Below are 23,854 nucleotides of genomic sequence, written 5' to 3'. Positions count from 1 at the left end.
AAAAGTCCAAAATTACGGAAATTTAATAAGATTCTGATATGCAAACCCTCCAAGATATACACGATAAAATTTTTTTAGAAACCAAAAGTATTCTCGAAACCCTCTCTAAAATAAATTCGAAAGATGAACTTCTGGCGAAACAGGATTTATTTGGTGAACTAACAGACAGAATCGGTTTTTTACGAATTTTAGAGAAAAATGAAGATGCTTTTTCTAAAATCCTATCAAAAGAAATTGCCGTGCAAGAAGCCCAATCAAAAGCAGAAGAGCCAGAGCAACTAAAATTTAATAAACCTTATTTTGAAGAGGAGCCTATTGAAGAAGAAATCGTCTTTGCTAATGACGGGAATCATTTTGAAGACGAAATCAGTACCGAAGAAGAAATAATCAATGATTCGGTGCAAACAGAAGTTGTTGAATTGGCTAGTGAACCAATTGAAAAAGAGATCGTTGCTGAATCTCATTTTATAGATGAAAACAAAATCCCGTTAATCATCGAACAGGAAGCAGTTGATTATGCACAAAGGGTAGCCCAGAAAGAAAGAGATTTAGAAGAGATGGAAGAGCGTCGTCGAAAAATTGTGGAAATTAGCAAGCACGAATCTGCAATCGAAAACAGATCAGAAGTCACTCCAAAAACAACAGTTACCCCTTTACAAGAAGCCGAAAAGAGATTTAAGCTCGCTCATATTAAAGGACTGAAAGTGGTGCAGAATTTATTTGATAATGATCCTTTAGAAGATGAACAAGAAGAGTCCAGAAATGAATCTGGTAGTATTTTGAGTACCAATGTTCAGACTGATTTTATGCAGGCTGAAAGGAAAAAAGCGGCGTTTAAACTTGATCTGAATGACAAGGTGGCTTTTACCAAGAGCCTCTTCGCGGGTGATGAACAGGAATTAAAATCAACTATTGATCATCTAAACAACTTTGATAAATTAGAAGATGCGAAACAGTATTTGAGTGAACTTTATTACCAAAAAGACTGGAGTAAAGTCGATGAATTCGCCCAAAGACTTTGGAATCTGGTAGAAAGTAAATTTTAAAAAAAGGCTGAAACTTTGAATATGATAAAAAATATAACAGATTTCCAAAATGTATTTTTCATTGGTGTTGCGGGAGTCGGCATGAGCGCTATCGCTCAATACTTGAAAGGGATCGGCAAAGAAGTTTCTGGAAGCGACCGCTATTTTCATTCAGGCGAATACAACAAAACCAAGGAACAATTAGAAAGCGAAAACATTCACTGTTTTCTTCAAGACGGATCCGGTATTACAGAAAAAACGGATTTGATCGTTGTTTCTACCGCAATTGAAGACACCGTTTACGAAGTTCAGAAAGCGAACGAGCTTGGAATTCCGATTATTAAAAGAAGCGAATTATTAGCAATAATCGCTCAAAGTAAAAAAACCATTGCAGTTGCCGGAACCTCTGGTAAATCAACTACTTCTGCCATGCTTTATCAGATTTTATTAGATGCAGATTTTGCACCTAGCATTATTTCTGGAGCGGGTTTAACAAGCATTATTAAAGAAGGAAAAATTGGAAATGCTGCAGTGGGAAAAGGCGAATGGCTGATCATTGAAGCCGACGAAAGCGATGGTTCAATTGTACAATACAAACCCGAAATTGGCTTGCTTTTGAATATTGATAAAGACCATCAGGAAATTGATGAATTAATTGATTTGTTTACTGTTTTTAAAAACAATACAAACAGCTTATTTGTTGTGAATCAATCGAATACATTGGCGAGATCTTTGTCGGTGAACTTTGAAAATGATTTCGGATTTGAAGATCGAAACGCAGGCTATTCTGCGGAAAACTTTCAACAAGTCGAACTTACCTTAACTTTTACAGTTCGGGATCAGAAATTTCAAATGAATTCGCTCGGACAACATTCCGTTGAAAACGCAACTGCTGCAATTGCGATCGCGAATCAAATCGGAATTGACATGCAAACTTGTGCAGCGAGTTTAGCAAAATATGAAGGGATTTATCGGCGACATCAAATTCTTGGGCATAAAAATGGGGTTTGGGTTATTGATGATTATGCACACAATCCTGCAAAATGTGCAGCTTCCATAAAAGCATGTCAACCTTTAGCAAACAAAGTAATTGCTTGGTTTCAACCGCATGGCTACGGTCCGACACGGTTTCTGAAAGATGATTTTATTGAAGAAATTTCTACTGCGCTACGACCACAAGATGAAATCTGGATGAGTGAGATTTTTTATGCCGGAGGAACTGCGGTGAAAGACATTTCTGCCAATGATTTAATTCTAGGAATTCAAGAAAATGGAAAAATTGCGCACTTCGTAGAAGACAGAAGCAATTTATTAGAAGCGCTGAAACCCAGATTAAATTCAGGAACGGTTTTATTATTAATGGGAGCACGTGATCCAAGTTTGGAAAACTTTTGCAAAAATTTATTTGATCAATTATAAATGAGTGGAATCCTGTATTTTGTTCCAACACCGATTGGGAACCTCGAAGACATGACTTTCAGAGCAGTAAAAATTCTGAAAGAAGTGGATTATATTTTATGTGAAGATACGCGAACTTCGGGTTTTCTTTTAAAATATTATGAAATATCTAAACCACTGAAATCCTACCATTTACATAACGAACATCATACGACTCAAAAAGTAATTGAAGATTTAAAAAACGGACAAAATATCGCGATTATCACCGATGCAGGAACTCCGGGAATTTCGGATCCGGGTTATCTTTTAGCAAAAGCAATCGCTGATGAGCATTTAGAAATGCAATGTTTACCAGGAGCAACTGCTTTTGTTCCTGCTTTGGTTGTTTCAGGCTTACCCAATAATGAGTTTCTTTTTGCAGGATTTTTGCCACAGAAAAAAGGGAGACAAACCAAATTAAAACAATTGGCAGAGGAGAAGAAAACCATCATTATTTACGAAAGTCCGCACAAAATCAATACGACTTTAGAACAAATCAAAGAATTCTTTGGCGAGGAAACCAAAGTGAGTTTAAGCCGGGAGATTTCCAAAAAATTTGAAGAGACCAAACGCGGAACAATCAATGAGTTAATAGACTTCTCTAAAAGTAAAACTTTAAAAGGAGAAATCGTTTTGGTCCTCAATAATGTGCCAATAAAAGCCGATGAAGATGAGAAGCCTTTGTCTAAAAACAAGTATAAAAATTTAGAAAAATAAACTAAAATAATATGGGATTATTAGATGGAAAAGTTGCCCTAATTACGGGTGCAACACGTGGAATTGGAAAGGGAATCGCAGAAGTTTTTGCGAAAGAAGGAGCGCACGTCGCTTTCACTTACGCAGGATCTGTTGATAAAGCCAAAGCCTTAGAAGAAGAACTGGGAAAGATAACTACGGTAAAATCTTATCAATCAGATGCTTCCGACTATGACGCTGCGCAGAAATTGGCTGCAGACGTTATTGAAGATTTTGGTAAAATTGATATTTTGATCAACAATGCCGGAATTACCCGCGATAATTTAATGCTCAGGATGTCCAAAGACGATTGGGATACCATTATCAAAGTAAATTTAGACTCCGTATTCAACTTAACGAAAGCGGTCATTAAGCCCATGATGAAAGCCAGAGCAGGTTCGATCATCAACATGACTTCCGTGGTTGGAGTGAAAGGAAATGCAGGTCAAGCAAATTATGCAGCCTCAAAAGCGGGCGTGATCGGTTTTTCTAAATCAATCGCACTCGAATTAGGTTCCAGAAACATCCGTTGCAACGCGATTGCGCCAGGATTTATTGAAACTGAAATGACGGCTGCTTTAGACGAAAAAACCGTACAAGGTTGGCGAGACTCTATCCCTTTGAAACGCGGTGGTCAACCAGAAGACGTGGCGAACGCTTGTGTTTTCTTGGCGAGCGATTTATCAAGCTACATCACGGGTCAAGTATTGAATGTAGATGGCGGAATGTTGACTTAAAATGAAAATCGTACAGAATATACTATTATTTTTGTCAATTTGCTTATTTTTCGGTTTGGTGTATATTTCATTTTTTAATGTATATCAAACCGATGATTTTATATTTTCATACAGTACGCAAAAACTAGGACTGTTCAATAATATTTTTGAATTTTATTCTGAGTGGGGTGGTAGGTATTTTGGGTACAGCATCAATATGTTTAATCCAGTTGCATATGATGAAAGGAACATTTTACCAAAAATATATCCCGTTTTTTTACTAATTTCTTTTATTGGGGTTCTTGCTTTGAATTTTACCCATTTTTTCAAATATGATTTTTTAAAAGGGATCAAAAAAAGTTTTATATTTTTTTTCATTTACACCGTCCTTTTAGTTAGTCTTCCAGAGCACTATTTCTGGATCACGGGATCAAATATCTATTTTTTACCCGTTATTTTATCGGCTTTGTTATTCTATTTAATCAGTAGATTAAGAGATTCGCAGTCAGTAATTTATTTTTTTCTCTGTATTTTTCTGGTAGTTCTTTTAATGGGATCTAATGAGATTTTGGCTTTACTTTTATTGGGTTCTTTGATTGTATTTTTTACGAAATATAGAAGTAAGAAAAATTTTTTATTGCTCGTGATAGGTATTGTGTTTTTATCAATCAGTTTTTTATCACCAGGAAATTTCACCAGGCTGGGCACTTCAGATCAACCATTTGTTTTATTATGGGTGAAAAGAATTGCGATAATGGCTGCAAACTCCGTTTACATTATTTTAAAAACCATGCTAATAATTCCTTTATTTATTAAAGTTTTTGAAGAGGAACTGAATAGTATTTATAAAAGCACTGATTTTAAAACTACTACAAAAATTTGGTTAATTTCTTTTTTGCCGCTTGTGTTTCTTTCGTTTATTCTTAATACTATTGGGAGGCAATTTGAGAACCTGGTAATTTTCTACTTCCTGACTTCGACATTATTTTGTATGTCTTTTTATAAAAAAGTTGAGAAGTTTTGGTGGGTAAGTGCGATTGTTATTTTCTTACCTGCAACCACTTTTTTCCCTGTAAAATTCACGAATTTTAATATTGATTACAATTTAACCAATATCGGTAAGGAACTTTTTCAAACCGATTTGAATGCTTACAACGATGAGGTCATCAAAAGAATAAAAACAATTGATCAATCAAGTAAAGATTCGCTAATTATCGATAAAATAAACAATGTTCCTAAAATATTATACTTTCAGGAGCTACCTTCTACCGAAGATGAAAGTAACTATATCAACAATCAACTTGAGAAATATTATAACAAAAAATATATTAGGATAAAGTAATAAGTAAAGGAAACCAGAGCAATATAGTAATAACATAATTTCCACAGAATTACTATTTTCTATTTATAAACGATTACAAATTTCAGTTTCCAAAAACCTGGTTTTCCTGCTCCAAAACACGAATAAATGTGGTTCTCTTGGAAAGCTCGCGCAACATGGAAGCGCCAACATAAGTGCAAGTGGAACGCACACCACCTAAAATATCTTTCACCGTTTCGGAAACAGCACCTTTATAAGAAACCTTTACCGTTTTACCTTCAGAAGCGCGATATTCAGCAACTCCACCCGAATGTTTATCCATGGCTGTTTGGGAGCTCATGCCATAAAATAATCGGTATTTTTTACCATTTTCTTCCACGATTTCGCCACCGCTTTCATCATGACCAGCGAACATTCCGCCCAGCATCACGAAATCTGCACCACCGCCAAAAGCTTTGGCCACATCACCCGGAATTTTACAACCTCCATCAGAAATAATATGCCCACCAAGACCATGCGCAGCATCTGCACATTCTATAATTGCAGAAAGTTGTGGATAACCAACACCGGTTTTTATTCTGGTTGTACAAACCGATCCTGGCCCAATTCCCACTTTGATAAGGTCTGCTCCCGATAAAATAAGTTCTTCTACCATTTCTCCCGTAACCACATTTCCTGCGATAATGGTTTTGTCAGGGAAACGCTCGCGCATCATTCTTACGAATCCTACAAAATGTTCAGAATAGCCGTTGGCAACATCAATACACAGAAAATTTAATTGGGGATGAGCATCAATAATTTGTTGCACTTTTTGCTCATCTCCTTTTCCGATTCCCGTGCTTAGGGCGATGTAATCATAAATTGAATCGGGTTGGTTTTCTAGAAAACTAGACCACTCTTCGATGGTATAATGCTTATGAATGGCGGTGATTATTTTTTCTTTCGACAATGCTTCGGCCATTTCAAAAGTTCCGACCGTATCCATATTCGCGGCGATGATTGGCACGCCAATCCATTTTTTCTGGGAATTTCTAAAGGTAAAATTTCGCTCTAAGCTAACTTGTGAACGTGATTTTAAAGTGGATCGTTTGGGACGAATCATCACATCTTTGAATCCTAATTTGAGTTCGGTTTCGATACGCATTTTTTTAGATCTTTTATTGGTTAAAGGAAAGGTAAGAATGATAAGAACACAGCAATGCTTTATTCCAGTATTCCTCTCAGATAGTGCAGGTGCTCATGTGCTGTTAGATCAAATTTCACCGGCACGATGGAAATATACCCTGCTGCAAGTGCGGTTTCATCAGCGTCATCTCCAGAATCCATGTTATTGAAATAGCCGGTCAGCCAATAGTATTTTTTTCCATGGGGATTAATTCTTTCGTCGAAATTTTCTTCCCATTTGGCCTTGGCTTGGCGGCAAACTTTAATTCCTTTGATTTCGTCTTTTTTTAGTTTCGGAATATTTACATTCAGCACGGTTCCTTTTGGCAAAGGATTTTCTAAAACCTTTTTCACGATATTTTGAATATATTCTTTAGCCTGAGAAAAATCGGCATCCCAGGAAAAATCAAGCAATGAAAAGCCAATCGCCTGCAAACCTTCAACACCCGCTTCTACCGCAGCACTCATCGTACCCGAATAGATCACATTAATGGAAGAATTGGCGCCGTGATTAATTCCTGACACCACCAAGTCTGGTTTTCTGGTCAAGATTTTGTCCAAAGCAAATTTTACACAATCCACAGGCGTTCCGCTTAAGGAATAATCTTTCTGCGGACCTTCCAAACTGATTTCTTCAAAAGTTAAGGTTTGATTGATGGTAATGGCATGTCCTTTTCCGGATTGTGGTGAATTGGGGGCAACAACGATTACTTCGCCAATTTCATTCATAAAATTAACAAGGTTCCTAATTCCTGGAGCGGTAATTCCGTCGTCGTTGGTGACTAATATTAAAGGGTTTTTCATGATTTTTAAATGATTTTCTACAAAAATAATTCTTTAAAAATACATAAAGCATTTTCATTCCAATAATAGTCAATAAATTAAAAAGAATCTTATAAACAACACGTAAAAAACTTATGAGATATAGGTTACATAGCAACCTGATTTTTTGTCATACTTTTGCAAGTTGATTAAAAATAGAATGTACAATTAATTTTGTGAGCCTTTATATATGAATTATTTTAAAATTATTTTCTTCGCGATAATCGTAATGCCTGTTTTTTTTATTTCTCAAATCAGAGAAACTTCTATAGATCAGGTAGTGATTAAATCTGCAAAGAAATTAAAAAAGAAAGATAACCCCGCTTTTGATATTATGCAGGAGGTTTGGAAACGTAAGAAGAGCAATGGCCTTTCACAATTTCAAGATTATCAATTTGAAGAATATGAAAAAGTAGAGGTCGATCTGGCAAATATTGATTCTGCTTTTACACAAAGAAAAATTTTCAATAAACTCGATTTTGTTTTTAAGTATGCAGATACGCTGGACAATGCCAACCAATTGGCTTTACCGATTTTTTTTAATGAAACACTTTATAAAAATTGGGGGAAAAATGATCCCATTAAAAAAGAAAAAAGAGAGATTCTGGCCAATAAATCCTCAGGTTTTTCGGATAATGATATTGTAGCAAATACCGCAAAAAACCTTTATAAAGATATTAATATTTACGACAATTTGCTGAATTTTTTCAATATTGGTTTTACCAGCCCAATTGCCAGAGATGGTTTTTCAGTCTATGATTACCAACTGTTGGGCGAGGAATTTATTAATGGTACAGATGCCTACCGTATCAGATATTCACCTAAAAGAAAAGAGGTGCTTTCTATTTTCGGAGTAATTTATATTGCCAAAGAAACCTACGCTGTGGTAAGTGCAACCATTAAATCAAGTAAAAACATCAATGTCAATTTTGTTAATAATTTCTACAATGAATTAGAATACGATAACCCGAACGACTCTATTTTCTTGCCGAAAAGAAATTATCAAGAAATTCAATTATCCATCTTTGGAAAAAAAGAAAAAGCAAAAAGTATTGTGGCAAAGAAAACCACGATTTTCTCAGATTACCTCTTTAACCAAAACATCAATGACACAATTTTCGTAAATAAATTATCGTCTCTTAGTGACAAAGACTTTCAGAAAAATGACCAGTTTTGGCTTGACAACAGGAAAGAGCAGCTTTCGAAAACCGAGGAAAACGTATATCAAATGATGGAAGAATTGCAGAATGTTCCCAAATTTAAGAAAGCGGTAAAAGTTTACGAAGTTTTAGCCACCGGTTATTACAACGCGTTCAAAGCCATAGATATTGGCGATTTATATTCCACTTTTGGTTATAATGAGGTTGAAGGTTTTCGTTTGAGATTGGGAGCCAGAACGTATTTTTCACCAAATGATACCTGGCGTGCCGCTTTTTATACGGCCTATGGTTTTCGGGATCATCAGGTGAAGTATGGGGCAGAATTTAGAAAAATGTTCAACCGTGATAATCGCTTCACCATCGGGCTTGGAACGAGAAGAGATGTCATGCAATTGGGCGCACAACTTACCACAGATGAGGGTATTATGACAAGATCATTCGCCTCTTCTGGGGTTTTGAATTCGGGAGATAATTTCTTTTTAAGTTCTGTAAACCAAACAAGTGCATTTGCAGCAATTGATCCTTTTAAGAATTTCACCCTGCGCTTAGATGCCACAAGCCAAAGCATAAAATCTGCTAATCTCGAAAAATTCTCCCTCGATTATTTTAAAAATAATGAAGTTTTTTCTGACTTAAATGATTCCAAATTGGTGTTTAGTATAACGGCAAGACCAGGAGCAAAATTTTCCCAATATGGTGTAGATCGTTATGAACACAGTACATTGGCTTCAACAATCGTTTTGAAATACTCGCAAGGATTAGAAGGTGTTTTCAATTCAGATTTTAATTATAGCAAATTACAACTTTATTATTTTCAACCAATTTTATTAAAGAGTTTTGGCCGCTTAATTTTAAATGTGGAAGCAGGTAAAAACTTCAACACGGTGCCGCTTGCTTTGCAAAACGTAATTCCGGGGAACCAATCTTATGGGCTAATCCCCAATACATTTGCCTTGCTGAATTATTATGAATTTGTGGCAGATCAATATGCGACTTTTCACGCAGAACATCATTTTAATGGAAAGATTTTTTCTTACTTTCCCTTAATAAAAAAATTGAAATTGCGCGAAGTTATTTTTTATCGAACAGCTGTTGGTTCTTTAAAGGAAAGTTCGATACTGATTAATTCCTCCAATTTATTATTGCAAGCGCCGAATAAACCTTATTATGAATACGGCTTCGGGATCGAAAATATTGGTTTCGGGAACATTCGAATTTTAAGGTTAGACTTCAATTGGCGCGGAAATTATCTGGAAAATCCGACCGCAAACAAATTCGGAATTAAGTTCGGATTCCAGTATTATTTTTAAAAAATTCTTCTATATTGGTACAATCGATTTCAGAGATTATAATAAATTATTGTAAAATTCATATTTTATTCTAAATAAGGTATTAATTTTGATACTTTGAAAAATCCTGTAACGAAAAGGGAGAAACTCTAACCAATTACACCTACTATTTAACAAGTCTATGTTCAAAAACTTTAAACTCAATAAATTACTGCTTTTCATTCCACTAACGAGCTTGGTGTTTTGTTTTAACACACCAAAAAATGACGACGAAAAAATGTCGACCATTATGATTAGCGTTAAAAATACACTTAGCTATTTACACTATTCACCAAAACCCATTAATGATGCTTATTCACAACAAGTCTACAAGCAATATTTTGAAATGGTGGATAACTCGAAAAGGTATTTTCTAAAATCCGATATGGATGAATTTGCGCAGCATAAAACCAAATTAGATGATTATTTAAACCAAGGAGATTTAAGATTCTATAAATTAACCATTGATCGTTTGTATCAAAGGGTTGACGAAATTGATAAAATCACCCAGGATATTCTTAGCAAACCTATCAATTTAAATGAGGATGAAACACTCATGCTGGAGCCGAAGAAAAAAAACAATCCTGTAAATCAAACCGAGCTTGCCGCAGAATGGAAGAAATATATTAAGTATAATATTTTACAGGAAATGGAATCTTTAACTGCAAAGGAAGAGATGCAGAAAGAGAAAAAGGATTCGGTGCAGAAATTTAATCTGAAAGACACCATCAAACTCGAAATTCTAAGTCCCGAAGCGAAGAGAATAAAAGCAACAGAAGAAGTAAAAGATTTGGTTACTGACACCTTCCGCAGGTTTAAGAAAAGAAATAAAATGGATTGGTTTACGGTGTACATGAATGCGTACACCGAAGTTTTCGATCCGCATACCAATTATTATTCACCGAAAAATAAAGAAGATTTCGACACACAGTTTAAAGGAAAAATCATCGGAATTGGTGCCATTATTCAAGAGAAAAAAGGATACCTCTATTTAGGTGAGCTCACCATCGGTGCTCCAGCCTGGAAATCAAAACAATTGGCAAAAGGTGATAAAATTTTGAAAGTACGCTCCAACCCAAGTGATGATGCGGTAAATGTGGTAGGAATGTTGGTAGACGAAGCAGTACGACTAATTCGTGGAAAAGAAGGAACCAAGGTCGTTCTGACTGTAGAGAAAGAAGACAAAACCATCAAAGAAGTTACCATGACGCGTGAAGAAGTGCAGATTGAAGATACTTTTGCCCGCAGCATCATCGTGAATTCACCAGACGGAAAAAAATACGGCTTTATTAGTTTGCCAAGTTTTAACGCCGACTTCGAAGACGCAAAAGGAAGAAATGCTTCGGATGACATTAAAAATGAATTGATTAAACTGAAAGCACAGAATGTAGAAGGAATCGTACTCGACCTTAGAAATAATGGTGGTGGAAGCTTAACAGAAGTTGGCGATATTATGGGCTTGTTTATGAATGCTGGCGCCTATGTTCAGGTGAAAGACGGTAATGGAAAAATTCAAACCCTTCGAAATAAATCAAATGCGCCAATTTGGACTGGTCCTTTGGTGATTATGCAAAACGAACTTTCAGCCTCCGCCTCAGAGATTTTAGCTGGAGCTGTGCAGGATTATGGCAGAGGGGTCGTTATTGGCTCGCCACAATCATTTGGGAAAGGAACAGTACAGACTTTTGTAGATCTCAATAGATTCTTGAATTCCAGTGATGATTTTGGCTCTTTAAAGTTGACCATTCAAAAATTTTATAGAGTCACCGGAGAATCTACCCAGAGAAAAGGAATTCAATCTGATATTCAAATGAAGGATTTCTTTACCTATGCAGAGATTGGCGAACGGTATGATGACTACGCTTTGGCTTGGGATAAAATTCCGGCCGTAGAATATCAACCGGTGAATTATTTTTCTGTTACTGCTTTGCAGAAGCAGATTGAAGCGCGGTTGAAAGACAATAAAACCTACCAGTTGATGCAAGAATCTGCGCAATGGAAAGAAAATTTAGATAAGGAGGAGACCATTTCATTAAACCAAACAAAATTCAATGAAGTGATGCAAACCCGAAAATCACAAATCAAAAAATTCAAAACCCTGTCGAAATTCAACAATGGTTTGAAGTTTACGGTAAACCCGGACGAAGCAATTCGGCAAAAAAGTGACGAGGCTTTTGCCAAAAAAACAGAAAACTGGACCAAGAATCTACAACGAGATTTATACCTTCAGGAAGCAGTGAATGTAATTGCAGCAATGAAATAAAATAGATCAACAGATAAATCTTTATAAAACCATCGGTAATTTCCGGTGGTTTTTTTACGATTCAGGTTCTAAATCTTACCCTTCAGGCAGTAACTATTTTATTTATCTTTAACCAACTGTACATTTGTCCTAATAATTTAACCATGAGTAGAAAAAGCCTTATCACGATGTCTTGGATCACCTTTTTTGTGGGAACATTTATTTTCCTGTTTTTTGGTATAGAAAAAACCGTAGAAAATTATTTCTTCAACATTTTGGTTGCAGGTCTTTATTCATTCACCATCGCACTTGGAAATGGGGTAGTAAACGATTTTCTCAACCGCAAATATTCCTGGGTGGATGAAACCAGAAAGAGAACGGTTTATGGAGTTATTTCTACAGTGGTAGTCAACATCGTTTTGGTTCTTTTTTGCAATTATGTTAATTTTATCTTATTACAGAAGCAAGATTCTGCCGCATTTTTCACCGGAAATTTGGGTTTTTCCAATTGGTTCACCATTAATATTGCGTTACTGATTTCCGCAATTTTGCACGCAAAAGGTTTTATGGAAGCTTGGAAAAGCTCTACCAAACAAGAAGTAGTACAGCAGAAACTTATTGCAAAATCTGCAAATGCGCAATTTGAAAGTTTAAAAAATCAACTGGATCCTCATTTTTTATTTAATTCTTTGAATGTTTTGAGTGCTTTGATTGATGAAAACCCACATCAAGCACAGAGATTTACAGCATCAATGTCGAAGATTTACCGATACGTTTTAGAACAAAAAGACAAAGAATTGGTAACGGTTGAAGAAGAAATAGAATTTGCAAAAACCTACTGCAATTTATTGAAAACCAGATTCGAAGACAGTGTAAATTTTGGATTTAATGTAAACGAAAATGTATTAAAATCGTTTGTAGTTCCGCTTTCTTTACAATTATTATTAGAAAATTGCATCAAACATAATTTTGCAACTTCAAGCAAACCATTGGTCATAAAAATCTATTCAGAAGGTAATTATCTCTTCATTGAAAATAATTTACAACAGAGGGAACAAATGAAAGAAAGTGCCGGAATTGGACTTTCGAATATTGTACAACGCTATTCCTTATTATCAAAACAAAATGTTTTCATAGAAAAATCCAGCGAGTTTTTTCGAGTGAAAATCCCAATATTAACCCAAAAAATTTCAGCCATGAAAACAAATCCATCAGATGAAGCCATTGCCTACAAAAAAGCGACGGAAAGAGTGAAAGAATTGAAAGGTTTCTATGCTAATCTTACTTCCTATTGCTTGGTAATACCGTTTTTGGTTTTTGTAAACCTATTTACTTCTCCAGAATATTACTGGTTTTGGTGGCCGATGTTAGGTTGGGGAATTGGAGTTGGTTCTCACGCTCTACAAACTTTTGGGATCGGTAAAAACTGGGAAGAAAAACAAATTCAGAAAATTTTAAATAAAGATAAAAAATAAACAGAATGGAAAATTTAACAAAAAAAGAAATGGATTTTGAGATGGCAAAAGAACGTGTTCGCCAACTGAAAAATTTCTATCTAAGTCTGGCAGTGTTCGCAGTAGTTTTTGCAGCATATAGTTTAAGAAAGTATTATCTTACGGGAGAAATTGTACTTTTAGATCAGAAAAATGTCTCAATTATATTCTACATCTGGGTAATTATTCTCGCTATAAAAGGTGCAAAATTATTCTTCCTAAATCATAACTGGGAACGTAAAATGATTGACAAGCAATTAAAACAAAATAATAATGGAAACTTTTAATAATGACGATATCAAGTATCTTGAAGCAAAGAAAAGAGTAAAACGCATCAAAGGATTTTACATCCATTTTTTAGTTTATATCTGCGTAAATTCTTTCATTGCTTACCATAATTATACGGACTTGAAACCGGGCGAAACCTATTTTCAATGGAGCAATTTCTTGACATTGTTTTTCTGGGGAATTGGTCTTGCCGCACATGGATTGAGCGTTTTCTTGCCCAACTTTATTTTAGGTAAAAATTGGGAAGAAAAGAAAATTCGCGAATTGATGGATAAAAATAAGTAAATTTAGAACTGAAAACCCAAGAATTGCAAAAAGTGAATTTAATTAAAACCATTATCATCGAAGATGAAAAACCAGCCGCTCGCAAATTAGAAAGATTATTGAGTTTGTTTGCTGATTTAGAATTAGTTGCAACACTCAATTCCGTGGAAGAAGGTCTGGATTGGTTTGAAAATAACGAGCATCCAGATTTGGTTTTTTCAGACATTGTTTTAGGAGATGGTTTGTCTTTTGATATTTTCGAAAAAATACCAACCAAAAGTTTTATGATTTACACTACCGCTTTTGATCAATATACTTTGAAGGCGTTCAAACTCAATTCCATCGATTATCTTTTAAAACCAATTATGGAAGAAGATCTGGAAAAAGCAATTGATAAATATAGAAGTTTCTTACCTTCAGATTCGTCATATAATACTCTGGAAATTAAATCCTTAATGAAGGAAGAGAAGCAAAAACTATCGAGAATTTTGGTTAAAATTGGGTATAATTTAAAAATTGTACAAACCGATGAAGTTTCCTGTTTTTTCAGCGAAAATAAAATCGTTTATCTACAAACAAAAGAAAGAAATTTTCCCACAGATTTCACTTTAGATGAGTTGCAGGAAGTTCTGGATGAGAAGAAATTTTTTCGTGTGAATCGGCAATTTATCATCAGTTCAGATTTTATCAAAAATATTCATACATCGCCTTATTATAAAGTAGAACTGGAATTTCAACCAGAAGAAGAAATCACGGTAAGTCGTGATAGAGTGAAGGAATTTAAGGAATGGTTGAGTAATTAAACTATTTAAATATGAATTGGATTTTAATTCTGGAGATCATTTATATCCTATTTCTGATTGCAGTTTCGCTGCGCATCATTTATGACACGCAAACGGTAACCAAAACTTTGGCGTATTTGCTTTTGGTAATTTTCCTACCACTTTTAGGGATTTTCATCTATTTTTCTTTTGGAATCAACTATCGAAAAAACAAATTATACAGCAAAAAGATCATTCAAGATTCTAAGCAAGAAAAGTTGGTTCTGGAAAAACTAGATCTTTATAATACCCGAAATTTAGATCAGTTGGTTGGTCATAAAGATTTTTTCAGTTTGATGAAAATGATTTACGAAACCGATAAAAGTCCTTTAACCAGCAACAATAAAGTTCAACTTTTAAGCAATGGCGAGGAGAAATTCCCAGAAGTTTTAAAAGCATTAGAAAATGCAAAACATCATATTCACATCGAATATTACATTTATGAAGATGACGAAACGGGAAGAAGTATTGAAAAAATTCTGATTCAAAAAGCGAAAGAAGGCGTAGAAGTTCGTTTTATTTATGATGATTTTGGAAGTTCGTCCATTCGAAAAAATCTGGTTAAAAGATTGCGGGAAAATGGAGTAAATGCGTTTCCGTTTTATAAAATTAAATTAATAAAATTTGCCAATCGGCTCAACTATCGAAATCACCGAAAAATAATTGTGATTGATGGCAATATTTCTTTTGTTGGAGGAATTAATATCAGCGATAAATACGACAATTCCCGCACTGGAAACAAATTATTTTGGCGAGATATGCACTTGAAAATTGAAGGCGATGCAACTGCAATTTTGCAACATATTTTCATTGGAGATTGGAATTATTGCGCCAATAAAAAGTTAAACGTGACCGAAAAATATTTTCCAAAACCAGAATTGAGTTCGGACTCGCTCACAAATATTCAGATTGTTTCCAGTGGTCCAGATTCTGATCGACCGTCTATTTACTATGCAATTATAAAAACGATTCAGTCTGCAAAACAGGAAATTCTGCTCACTTCTCCTTATTTTATTCCCGGCGAAACCATTATTGATGCTATGAAAATGGCAGCGCTTTCTGGCGTGAAAGTAAAACTTTTGGTTCCTGGAATTTCTGATTCCTTTTTGGTAAATGCAGCGGCAAAATCCTATTACACTCAACTTTTGAAAGCGGGAGTTCAAATTTATTTGTATCAAAAAGGATTTGTACATGCAAAAACTATGGTTGCAGACCGAAGTGTGGCGATGGTTGGAACCGCCAATTTAGACTACCGCAGTTTTGATCTAAATTTTGAAGTAAATGCAGTCGTTTACGACAAAGAAATCGCAGAAAACCTTACCAATTATTTTGATGAAGATCTAAAAAATGCGGAAGAAATTGAAATCAATTCCTGGTTGAACAGACCAAAACATATTCAATTGGTAGAGAAAATTGCGCGACTGGTTTCTCCTTTGTTGTAGAAATATGTTGTAATTGGTACAAAATCTTTAATCTTTTAAAAACACCTCCAAATCCATTCTCAACCATTTTCCTTCCCATTCTTTTGCTGAAACTTTTGCGTAGAATTGTTTTCCAACATCCATTAATCTTGCGATAGTTTGATTTTTAGATTTTGGAATATATCCCAATTTGTTGTTTTTGTAAAGCAGTTTTATGGCGAACTTATCGAACTCATTTTCTGGTTCTCTTTGCAAAGTAAGTTCGGTTTCTTTCGGAATTATTTCTTTTTCTATCTCTTGAAGGTTGAGGTAAGAAGTTCCAGCAACAATTGATTCCAAGGCAAGAATGTCTTCTTCAAACGCTTTGAAAGAAATTGTTTCTTGGCTTACTAATTTCAATAAACCAGGATCGGTTTTGCTTAATCCAGTTTCGTTATTCTGATCCATAAGTTTCTTTAATGAGTTGATAATCAGATTTTTTTTCCTTTAAATATATTTTAAGATCTTCAATTTCTTTGGTTAGAGATTCTTGCTTTTCGGCAACCCAATCTTCATCTCGTATTTTATCTTCAATGGTAAAAGGAAAATTGTTTTCTAAATCTTTTTTCTGACTTTCCAGTTCCAAAATTCCTTGTTTTAGCATTGCAGTTTGCATCAAAATATCTTCTTCTGAAAGTTCTTTTTGCGAAGTTTCAAAATCTTTCAATTGTTCTTCAAACACAATTTCGAGTGCTTTTATTTTGTCTAAATCTCCACTTTTGTAAGCCGAATGAAAAAGATGCCACAATTCTTGCTGCTCTTCTGTTAAATTAGGATTGATGTCTGGATGAAGACTTTTGGCAATGTTTCTAAATATTTTCCTCAATTCCATACTATCTTCTGGAGAACCCAAATTGCTCAAAACTGCTTTTCCAAAATTGACTTTACTTTTCGCCTCATTTATTTCTTGGTATGCCTCTTTCATCAATTCTGAAGCACGGTTTTCAATCTCTACAAAATCTGGATATTTTCTAGAATTAATTTCCTGATGCGCCCACTGAATTTTCTTTTTTAAAGTTTTTATTAGAATTTTTAATTCCAGAAGTTCTACTTCATATTTTCCAATTTTCGTAGCATAAAGTGCTTCCAACTGAACTTTTCCCCAGTTTTTCATTACTTCCAAATCGTTTAGAATTGAGATGTATCCTGCTTTTAATTTTTTTAAGGATTCTATGAGTTCTTGTTTGGTCATTTATTTTTATTCTATTCAAATTTAATTAAATATTAGGAATTTTTAGTGAGGAAATTAAAGTCTTATTTTAGAGAATGCATAATTATTTTAAATAAAAATTCGCTTATTTAAGAAAAACAGCAAAAATCTTAAATAAAGAAATGTTTATTTAAGGTTTTTGTAAGTATCAATTTTTAAATAATTTCAGATAGTCGTCGAAAACGAAAACTTTCCCTCGTTGAGAACCTGTTATTTCTTTTATAATATTTAATTTCTCCAGAATTGCAATCTGTTTATAAGCAGAACCGTAGGATTTTTCAATAATTTTCTCCACTTTTTGAGCGTCTGTTACAGGGTTTTCAAATAAAGATGTAATGATTTTTCTCGTGTCATCGGTATTTCCTTTTTGAGTTAATAATTTGACATCCAGTTCTTTTTGAAGTTTTAATATTCCATCAAAAGTATCTACACCATTTTTTGCAGTTTCTATTACTCCTGTTAGAAAAAATTTAAACCATTGTGTTAAATCATTTTGAGTTCTTACCCTCATTAAATTATCAAAATATAAAGTCCTGTGTTTTTCGAAAAAATCGGAAAGATAGAGAATGGGTTGTTTTAATATCCCTTTACTTACCAAATAAACTGGAATGAGTAGTCTCCCAATTCTCCCATTTCCATCTAAAAATGGATGAATTGTTTCAAATTGATAGTGAATAATAGCAATTTTCAGTAAATCTGGTAAAAAATTATAATCATCGTTTGCAAATTTTTCTAAATCAGACATCAGATTTTCAACTGAATTTGAAATCGGTGGTACAAAAGCAGCGTCATTAATTGTTGCTCCACCAATCCAATTCTGACTTTTGCGATACTCTCCTGGAAGTTTATGCGCTCCTCGAACACCAGAAAGCAATGTCTTATGCGTTTTTTTGATAAGACGTGAAGAAATTGGCAAATTTTCCAAATCCTTTACTGCCGTTTTCATTGCAGTGATGTAGTTTTGAACTTCGTCCCAATCTTCTCTTTTGTCAACTGCAAGATCTTCTTTGTCAAAAAATGCTTCTTCCATATTGGTTTGCGTTCCTTCAATTTTTGTAGATTGAGTTGCTTCTTTGGCAATGTGCATACTGATGTAGAGATCCAGATTTACATATTGCGAAAAAGTATCTAACCTTCCCAATTGACGATCGGCTTTACTCAATAAACTCAAAACTTCCATATCATCAATAGTCCAATCTTTATTGATGAAATTTGGTTGAAAACTTTTGTAATAACCTTGATTAATTTTGATGCCAGAAATAAAGTTTTTCATTTTGCTTAAATTATTAACTTAGTATTTACGAAAATAATCGTTTTGCGTAAATAATAAGCTTTCTATTTAACAAATATACGAAATAACTTAAATAAGAAAATTGCTATTTAAGAAAAACAGCAAAAACCTTAAATAAAGAAAATCTTATTTAAGGTTTTCATCAATAAACTAGAATGTACTAAAATTAATCAAACTTGGTTCTTTTTCCTTTGTACTTGGCTCTTCTAACTGATCACGCCACTCCCCAGCAATTCCTCCTCCAAATACCACGCTGCAAATTGTCCTTCTGCAATGGCAGATTGTGGATTGTGGAACTCGATGAAAAATCCTTCTTCAAATTGGTACAATGTTGCTTCTTCTAAAGTTTGTCGGTATCGGATTCTGGTTTTTACTTTCATAGATTCGCCATTTTGTAAACGCAAATCTTCTCTAACCCAATGAACTTCTGCATTTTCAATTTTCAATGCTTTGCGGAAAAGTCCTGGGAAATTTTTTCCTTCTCCTACAAAAATCGTGTTGGTTTCCATATTTCTGGAAATCAAAAAACAAGATTCTACATGTCCGCCAATTCCCAAACCTTTGCTTTGTCCGATGGTGAAATAATGCGCACCTTGATGTTTTCCAATCACTTTTCCATCGGATTTTTCGTATTTTATTTTTTTAGAAAGAAATTGTAATTCTTCCAATTTTGATGAAAATTGAGGAGTTTTTTGCTGAAAACCATCAAAATTTTTAAAAATTTCTACAATTTCGCCTTCTTTTGGTTCTAATTGTTGTTGAAGAAATGTAGGTAAACTTACTTTACCAATAAAACATAAACCTTGAGAATCTTTTTTATCCGCAGTTACCAAATCCATTTCTCTGGCAATTTCCCGAACTTCAGGTTTCGTTAATTCTCCAATTGGGAAAAGCGATTTCGATAATTGCTCCTGATTTAATTGACACAGAAAATAAGACTGATCTTTATTGTTATCTTTTCCTGCCAAAAGATGAAAAATTTCCTTCCCATTTTCATCGAAAGAAGAATCAACTCGTGCGTAATGTCCGGTTGCAACTTTCTCTGCGCCAAGCGATAAAGCCGTTTTCAAAAAAACATCAAACTTCACTTCGCGGTTGCACAAAACATCTGGATTTGGCGTTCTTCCTTTTTTATATTCATCGAACATGTAATCCACAATTTTTTCCTTGTACAATTCGCTCATGTCGATCACTTGATACGGAATTCCCAATTTTTGCGCAACCATCAAAGCATCATTGCTATCCTCAATCCACGGACATTCATCTTCCAAAGTTACCGAAGCATCGTTCCAATTCCGCATAAAAAGTGCGATCACTTCATGCCCTTGTTTTTGTAACAAATACGCTGCAACACTGGAATCTACACCACCAGAAAGTCCTACTACAATTTTCATATTTTCATTTTATAAAATCTTTTAAGGAGATTCTTTATTGAAGGTGCAAATTTACGACAATAATTATAGATTTCTATTTTCGGTGGAACCATTAAGTTTTCGGTGTCAAAAAAAAACTTAATTTTGATTTATAATAAAACAAAATGAAAAAATTAAGTATTCTCCTTTTTGTAGCTGCAAGTTTCTTTGCGCATTCACAAATCGGCACCCAACTCGGTGGAGAAAATTCTAAATGGACTTTTGGTGGTTCTGCTGGTTTAGGTGGTAGTTTCGGTAGTAATAATGGTGGAACGTCTATTTATGTATCGCCGAGAGTTGGTTACAAATTAACGGAGAGTTTTGAGGCCGGAATTGTTTCTGATCTTACTTGGACCAATGCCAAATATTTTTCATCCAATACTGTTGGAGTTGGGCCGTTTGTTAATTATTATATCGCACGAAACTTTTATTTGAGTGGTGTTTTCTAGGAATATTTTTTTAATCAAAAAAATAAAGTAACCCAGGTAAAATATTCAGGTGATGAAGCTGCACTTTATTTAGGAGGTGGCTATCTAGAACGAATAGGAAACCAAACATATATGCAAATTGGCGCCATGTATAATGTTTTGTACAAAGAAGATCAATCTGTTTTCGGTAGTGGATTTGTACCTAGCGTTGGTGTGGTGTTCGGACTTTAATTCATTAACCACAAAATCACAAAAGTGTAAGGCTTTTTACTTTTTATAAAAGAACACCAAATAAATTAGACCTTTAAAAATCGGTGCCTAAAAACAAAACTTCCCGTGAATGATCTCACGGGAAGTTTCTGTTTGTAATCTAAGACGAAACAGTGAAAGTTATTCTGGTCTGCAACCCGGCCTGAACGGAAATCCTTTTTTTGCGTTGGCTTTGCGTTGGCAAAAAAGATTGGGAGTGGAGGACGGATGAAGTTGCCCAAATAAAAATAGATTTCGTTGTTTAATTATTTCTTTAAAGTTTTAAATCCCATTTCATATAGGCCAAAACTCAATATATCAGCATTTTCGCCAATCACTTGTTCGGTACTTCTACCGGCACCATGACCAGCATTGCTTTCAATTCTTACCAAAATTGGATTTCCGCAAGATTGTTTTTCCTGCAATTCTGCACCAAATTTGAAGGAGTGAGCCGGAACCACCCGGTCATCATGGTCACTGGTAATAATCATGGTCGAAGGATAACAAACTCCTTTTTTTACTTGATGAACTGGGGAATAGGATTTTAGGTAATCAAACATTTCCTTGCTGTCTTCGGCAGTTCCGTAATCATAGCTCCATCCTGCTCCAGCCGTAAATTTATTGTAACGCAACATATCCAAAACGCCCACACCGGGGAAGGCTACTTTTGCCAAATCCGGTCTCATGGTCATGGTTGCACCGACTAATAGTCCACCATTTGAACGGCCCGAAAGTGCCATAAATTGTTTGGAAGTATATCCTTTGTTTTGCAAATACTCACCCGCTGCGATAAAATCATCAAACACATTTTTCTTTTGCATTTTTGTTCCTGCATCGTGCCATTTTTTTCCGTATTCACCACCACCACGTATGTTTGGTACAGCGTAGATTCCGCCATTTTGCATCCAGATTGCATTGACTACAGAAAAAGCAGGTTGTAAACTGATGTTGAATCCACCGTAAGAATAAAGAATGGTAGGATTTTTTCCGTTGAGTTTTAATCCTTTTTTATAGTTGATCATCATCGGAATTTTCGTCCCGTCTTTTGAAGTATAAAAAATTTGTTCAGAAACGAAATCTTCGGGATTAAATTTCACCTTTGGTTTTTGGTAAACTTCAGATTTTCCGGTGTCTGCATGGAGTTTATAAATCGTTCCGGGCGTAATGTAGTTGGTGAATGAAAAATACAAATCTTTTTCTTTTTCTTTTCCACTAAAACCACCAGCAGTACCGATTCCTGGCAAATCAATCGTTCGGATTAGTTTTCCGTTATAATCAAATTGCTTCACTGATGTTACCGCGTCTTTCATGTATCGGGCGAATAAATAGCCGCCGCCTGTAGAAATACTCAGCACATTTTCTGTTTGTGGAATGACATCCGTCCAAATATCGGGCTGATTGATATTGAATCTTACCAAACGCTTATTTGGTGCATCTTTATCCGTCAATGCATAAATTACATCGTCTTTTGAATCTACAAAATTGGTATTAAACTCATATCCTTTTTGAACTGGAATAAAATCTGATTTGGATTTTTTTAAATCTTTAATATAGAGTTCATTTCCGTTCGTTGCTTCCGAGGCACTTAAGATCTGATATCTTTCATCATCAGAAACGCCAACACCCATGTACCGTCTTTTGAAATTTTCGCCACCGATAACCAATTGGTCATTCGATTGTTTCGTTCCCAATTGATGGAAGTACACTTTATGAGTGTCGGTTTTTGCAGAAAGCTCTGAACCTTTCGGTTTGTCATAACTAGAGTAGAAAAAACCTTGATCACCCAACCAAGAAGCACCAGAAAACTTAACATCGATGATGGTTTCATCGATGATTTTTTTTGTAATAGCATTCATGATGATGATTTTGTTCCAGTCGCTGCCGCCTTCTGATATAGAATATGCCACGAGATTTCCTTTTTTATTAAAGGATACGCCAGCTAAAGAAGTGGTTCCTTTTTCGGAAAATTTATTGGGGTCAAGAAAAACTTCGGTCTTGCCTTCTTTATCTGTACGGTATAAAACAGATTGTGCCTGAAGGCCATCATTTTTATAGAAATAGGTGAAATCTCCTTCTTTAAAAGGGGCACCGATTTTCTCGTAATTCCAGATGTCATTTAGCTGTGCTCGGATTTCCTCGCGGAAAGGAATTTTTGCCAGATAATCATTAGTGAAAGCGACTTCTTTTTGCACCCAATCCTTGGTGTTTTCTGCGCGATCATCTTCTAACCAGCGGTAGGAATCCTGTACTTTGGTTCCAAAATACTCATCTACATGATCGATTTTTTTGGTTTCGGGATAGTTTAAGTTTTTGGTCATTTTCTGTGGAGCACAAGATGCAAGCATTATTCCGGCTGCACCAAGAGCAAATGTTTTAACATTCATAAATTGAGGGTTTCCTCAAAAGTAAGATTTTTTGGTGGAAGAAAAAAAGAAGAATAAACAGACGTAAAAATAGGAGGTAATTTTTATAATCAATCAAAATATTCTTATATTGACGATGGATATTAATACTTATTACTATTTTGCGTAGCAATTTTAACAAACTTTAAAATAAATTTTAGCCTAAAAGGAATACATTTTGCTTAATTTTCAATTCACAATTAAAGATATGAAAAAAGAAACAGGAATTATATTAGCTGGAACGGTAGGTCTGCTTATTGGGCTCACCATCTTTGGAGTGCGCAAATTTTTAATAAAAAAAGGCCGTGAATATGATGAATATTACAATGATTTCCATCGGCATTTTGAAAGAAAAAATAAAGAGGATACTCATGAGGGTGTTGAGTTTTTAGCTGTTCAATAAATTTTGTTGAAGAATAAGCAAATCTGTTTTTTTAGAAAAGCAGATTTTTTTATGCTTCATTTCAACGAAAGAGTTTCATTTTTCTTCATTCGGTCACGCCCAAAAACGATTAAATGTAATAATTTACGGTTCAATTTTCTTTAGAAATAAAGATTTTAGTTACTTTTACTCAAATTTTTAATT

The 23,854-nt window shown here is 34.6% G+C and carries 22 protein-coding genes; 15 read left to right on the top strand and 7 right to left on the bottom strand.

From position 1 onward, the window contains the following. Positions 1-38: 38 nt before the first annotated feature. From QWY78_RS14430 to QWY78_RS14410, 5 genes are all read left to right on the top strand, one after another. On the top strand, positions 39-1,046 hold the full coding sequence (locus QWY78_RS14430; RefSeq protein ID WP_290221139.1) for a DUF8457 domain-containing protein: 1,008 nt from the start codon (positions 39-41) through the stop codon (positions 1,044-1,046). A gap of 21 nt (positions 1,047-1,067) precedes the next feature. After that, a complete protein-coding gene (locus QWY78_RS14425; protein ID WP_290221136.1) occupies positions 1,068-2,444 on the top strand; it encodes a UDP-N-acetylmuramate--L-alanine ligase in 1,377 nt (458 codons plus the stop codon). Next, complete coding sequence (gene rsmI / locus QWY78_RS14420; protein ID WP_290221133.1) at positions 2,445-3,179, top strand: 16S rRNA (cytidine(1402)-2'-O)-methyltransferase; 735 nt, start codon at positions 2,445-2,447, stop codon at positions 3,177-3,179. A gap of 11 nt (positions 3,180-3,190) precedes the next feature. Continuing rightward, positions 3,191-3,934 carry a 3-oxoacyl-[acyl-carrier-protein] reductase gene (gene fabG, locus QWY78_RS14415; protein WP_290221129.1) on the top strand — a complete coding sequence of 248 codons (744 nt, stop codon included), beginning with the start codon at positions 3,191-3,193 and terminating at the stop codon, positions 3,932-3,934. A 970-nt stretch (positions 3,935-4,904) separates the two neighbouring features. Next, positions 4,905-5,255 (top strand): hypothetical protein, encoded by a 351-nt coding sequence (locus QWY78_RS14410; RefSeq protein ID WP_290221128.1) that lies wholly within the window; start codon positions 4,905-4,907, stop codon positions 5,253-5,255. A gap of 82 nt (positions 5,256-5,337) precedes the next feature. On the opposite strand, the gene QWY78_RS14405 is transcribed toward QWY78_RS14410, so the two are convergent. After that, positions 5,338-6,378, bottom strand: coding sequence for a GMP reductase (locus QWY78_RS14405; protein ID WP_290221125.1), 1,041 nt, complete (start codon positions 6,376-6,378; stop codon positions 5,338-5,340). Positions 6,379-6,437: 59 nt separating this feature from the next. Then, positions 6,438-7,202: a 5'/3'-nucleotidase SurE gene (gene surE, locus QWY78_RS14400; RefSeq protein ID WP_290221123.1), complete on the bottom strand. Its 765-nt coding sequence runs from the start codon at positions 7,200-7,202 to the stop codon at positions 6,438-6,440. 208 nt (positions 7,203-7,410) lie between these two features. Between surE and QWY78_RS14395 the strand changes: the two genes are divergently transcribed. The 7 genes from QWY78_RS14395 (at position 7,411) to cls (ending at position 16,258) form a co-directional block, all read left to right on the top strand. Continuing rightward, a complete protein-coding gene (locus tag QWY78_RS14395; protein WP_290221121.1) occupies positions 7,411-9,690 on the top strand; it encodes a DUF5686 family protein in 2,280 nt (759 codons plus the stop codon). Positions 9,691-9,850: 160 nt separating this feature from the next. Further along, positions 9,851-11,971, top strand: coding sequence for a carboxy terminal-processing peptidase (locus QWY78_RS14390; protein WP_290221118.1), 2,121 nt, complete (start codon positions 9,851-9,853; stop codon positions 11,969-11,971). Between the two features lie 143 nt (positions 11,972-12,114). Further along, the gene (locus QWY78_RS14385) at positions 12,115-13,425 is read left to right on the top strand and encodes a 2TM domain-containing protein (protein ID WP_290221115.1); all 1,311 of its coding nucleotides are present in this window, start codon (positions 12,115-12,117) and stop codon (positions 13,423-13,425) included. Positions 13,426-13,430: 5 nt separating this feature from the next. After that, complete coding sequence (locus QWY78_RS14380; protein WP_290221113.1) at positions 13,431-13,730, top strand: 2TM domain-containing protein; 300 nt, start codon at positions 13,431-13,433, stop codon at positions 13,728-13,730. Then, positions 13,717-14,016, top strand: coding sequence for a 2TM domain-containing protein (locus QWY78_RS14375; RefSeq protein WP_290221111.1), 300 nt, complete (start codon positions 13,717-13,719; stop codon positions 14,014-14,016). The genes QWY78_RS14380 and QWY78_RS14375 overlap by 14 nt, the downstream gene beginning before the upstream one ends. A gap of 41 nt (positions 14,017-14,057) precedes the next feature. After that, positions 14,058-14,798, top strand: a complete 741-nt coding sequence (locus tag QWY78_RS14370; RefSeq protein WP_290221371.1) for a LytR/AlgR family response regulator transcription factor — start codon at positions 14,058-14,060, stop codon at positions 14,796-14,798. An 11-nt stretch (positions 14,799-14,809) separates the two neighbouring features. Beyond that, positions 14,810-16,258, top strand: a complete 1,449-nt coding sequence (gene cls / locus QWY78_RS14365) for a cardiolipin synthase (RefSeq protein ID WP_290221108.1) — start codon at positions 14,810-14,812, stop codon at positions 16,256-16,258. A 27-nt stretch (positions 16,259-16,285) separates the two neighbouring features. Here the strand turns inward: cls and QWY78_RS14360 are convergent, their stop codons facing one another. The 4 genes from QWY78_RS14360 to mnmA form a co-directional block, all read right to left on the bottom strand. Further along, a complete protein-coding gene (locus QWY78_RS14360; RefSeq protein ID WP_290221106.1) occupies positions 16,286-16,684 on the bottom strand; it encodes an HIRAN domain-containing protein in 399 nt (132 codons plus the stop codon). Then, entirely contained in the window at positions 16,671-17,468 is a 798-nt protein-coding gene (locus tag QWY78_RS14355) for a hypothetical protein (RefSeq protein WP_290221104.1), read from the bottom strand. Before QWY78_RS14355 ends, QWY78_RS14360 begins: the two co-directional genes overlap by 14 nt. A gap of 166 nt (positions 17,469-17,634) precedes the next feature. After that, positions 17,635-18,759 (bottom strand): Fic family protein, encoded by a 1,125-nt coding sequence (locus tag QWY78_RS14350; protein ID WP_290221102.1) that lies wholly within the window; start codon positions 18,757-18,759, stop codon positions 17,635-17,637. A 224-nt stretch (positions 18,760-18,983) separates the two neighbouring features. After that, positions 18,984-20,171: a tRNA 2-thiouridine(34) synthase MnmA gene (mnmA, locus tag QWY78_RS14345; RefSeq protein WP_290221098.1), complete on the bottom strand. Its 1,188-nt coding sequence runs from the start codon at positions 20,169-20,171 to the stop codon at positions 18,984-18,986. 143 nt (positions 20,172-20,314) lie between these two features. On the opposite strand from mnmA, the gene QWY78_RS14340 reads away from it, so the two are divergent. Further along, positions 20,315-20,638, top strand: coding sequence for a hypothetical protein (locus QWY78_RS14340; RefSeq protein WP_290221095.1), 324 nt, complete (start codon positions 20,315-20,317; stop codon positions 20,636-20,638). A 319-nt stretch (positions 20,639-20,957) separates the two neighbouring features. Further along, the gene (locus QWY78_RS14335; protein ID WP_290221092.1) at positions 20,958-21,098 is read left to right on the top strand and encodes a hypothetical protein; all 141 of its coding nucleotides are present in this window, start codon (positions 20,958-20,960) and stop codon (positions 21,096-21,098) included. 34 nt (positions 21,099-21,132) lie between these two features. Here QWY78_RS14335 and QWY78_RS14330 read toward each other — a convergent pair whose 3' ends face one another. Continuing rightward, positions 21,133-23,211 (bottom strand): prolyl oligopeptidase family serine peptidase, encoded by a 2,079-nt coding sequence (locus QWY78_RS14330; RefSeq protein WP_435389077.1) that lies wholly within the window; start codon positions 23,209-23,211, stop codon positions 21,133-21,135. Positions 23,212-23,476: 265 nt separating this feature from the next. On the opposite strand from QWY78_RS14330, the gene QWY78_RS14325 reads away from it, so the two are divergent. Beyond that, a complete protein-coding gene (locus QWY78_RS14325; protein WP_290221089.1) occupies positions 23,477-23,671 on the top strand; it encodes a hypothetical protein in 195 nt (64 codons plus the stop codon). Positions 23,672-23,854: the final 183 nt, after the last annotated feature.

The organism is Kaistella yonginensis (assembly GCF_030409525.1).
Classification (GTDB): Bacteria; Bacteroidota; Bacteroidia; order Flavobacteriales; family Weeksellaceae; genus Kaistella; species Kaistella yonginensis.
Note: the sequence above shows the minus strand (reverse complement) of the source record. Positions and strands in the feature narration are given on the sequence as shown.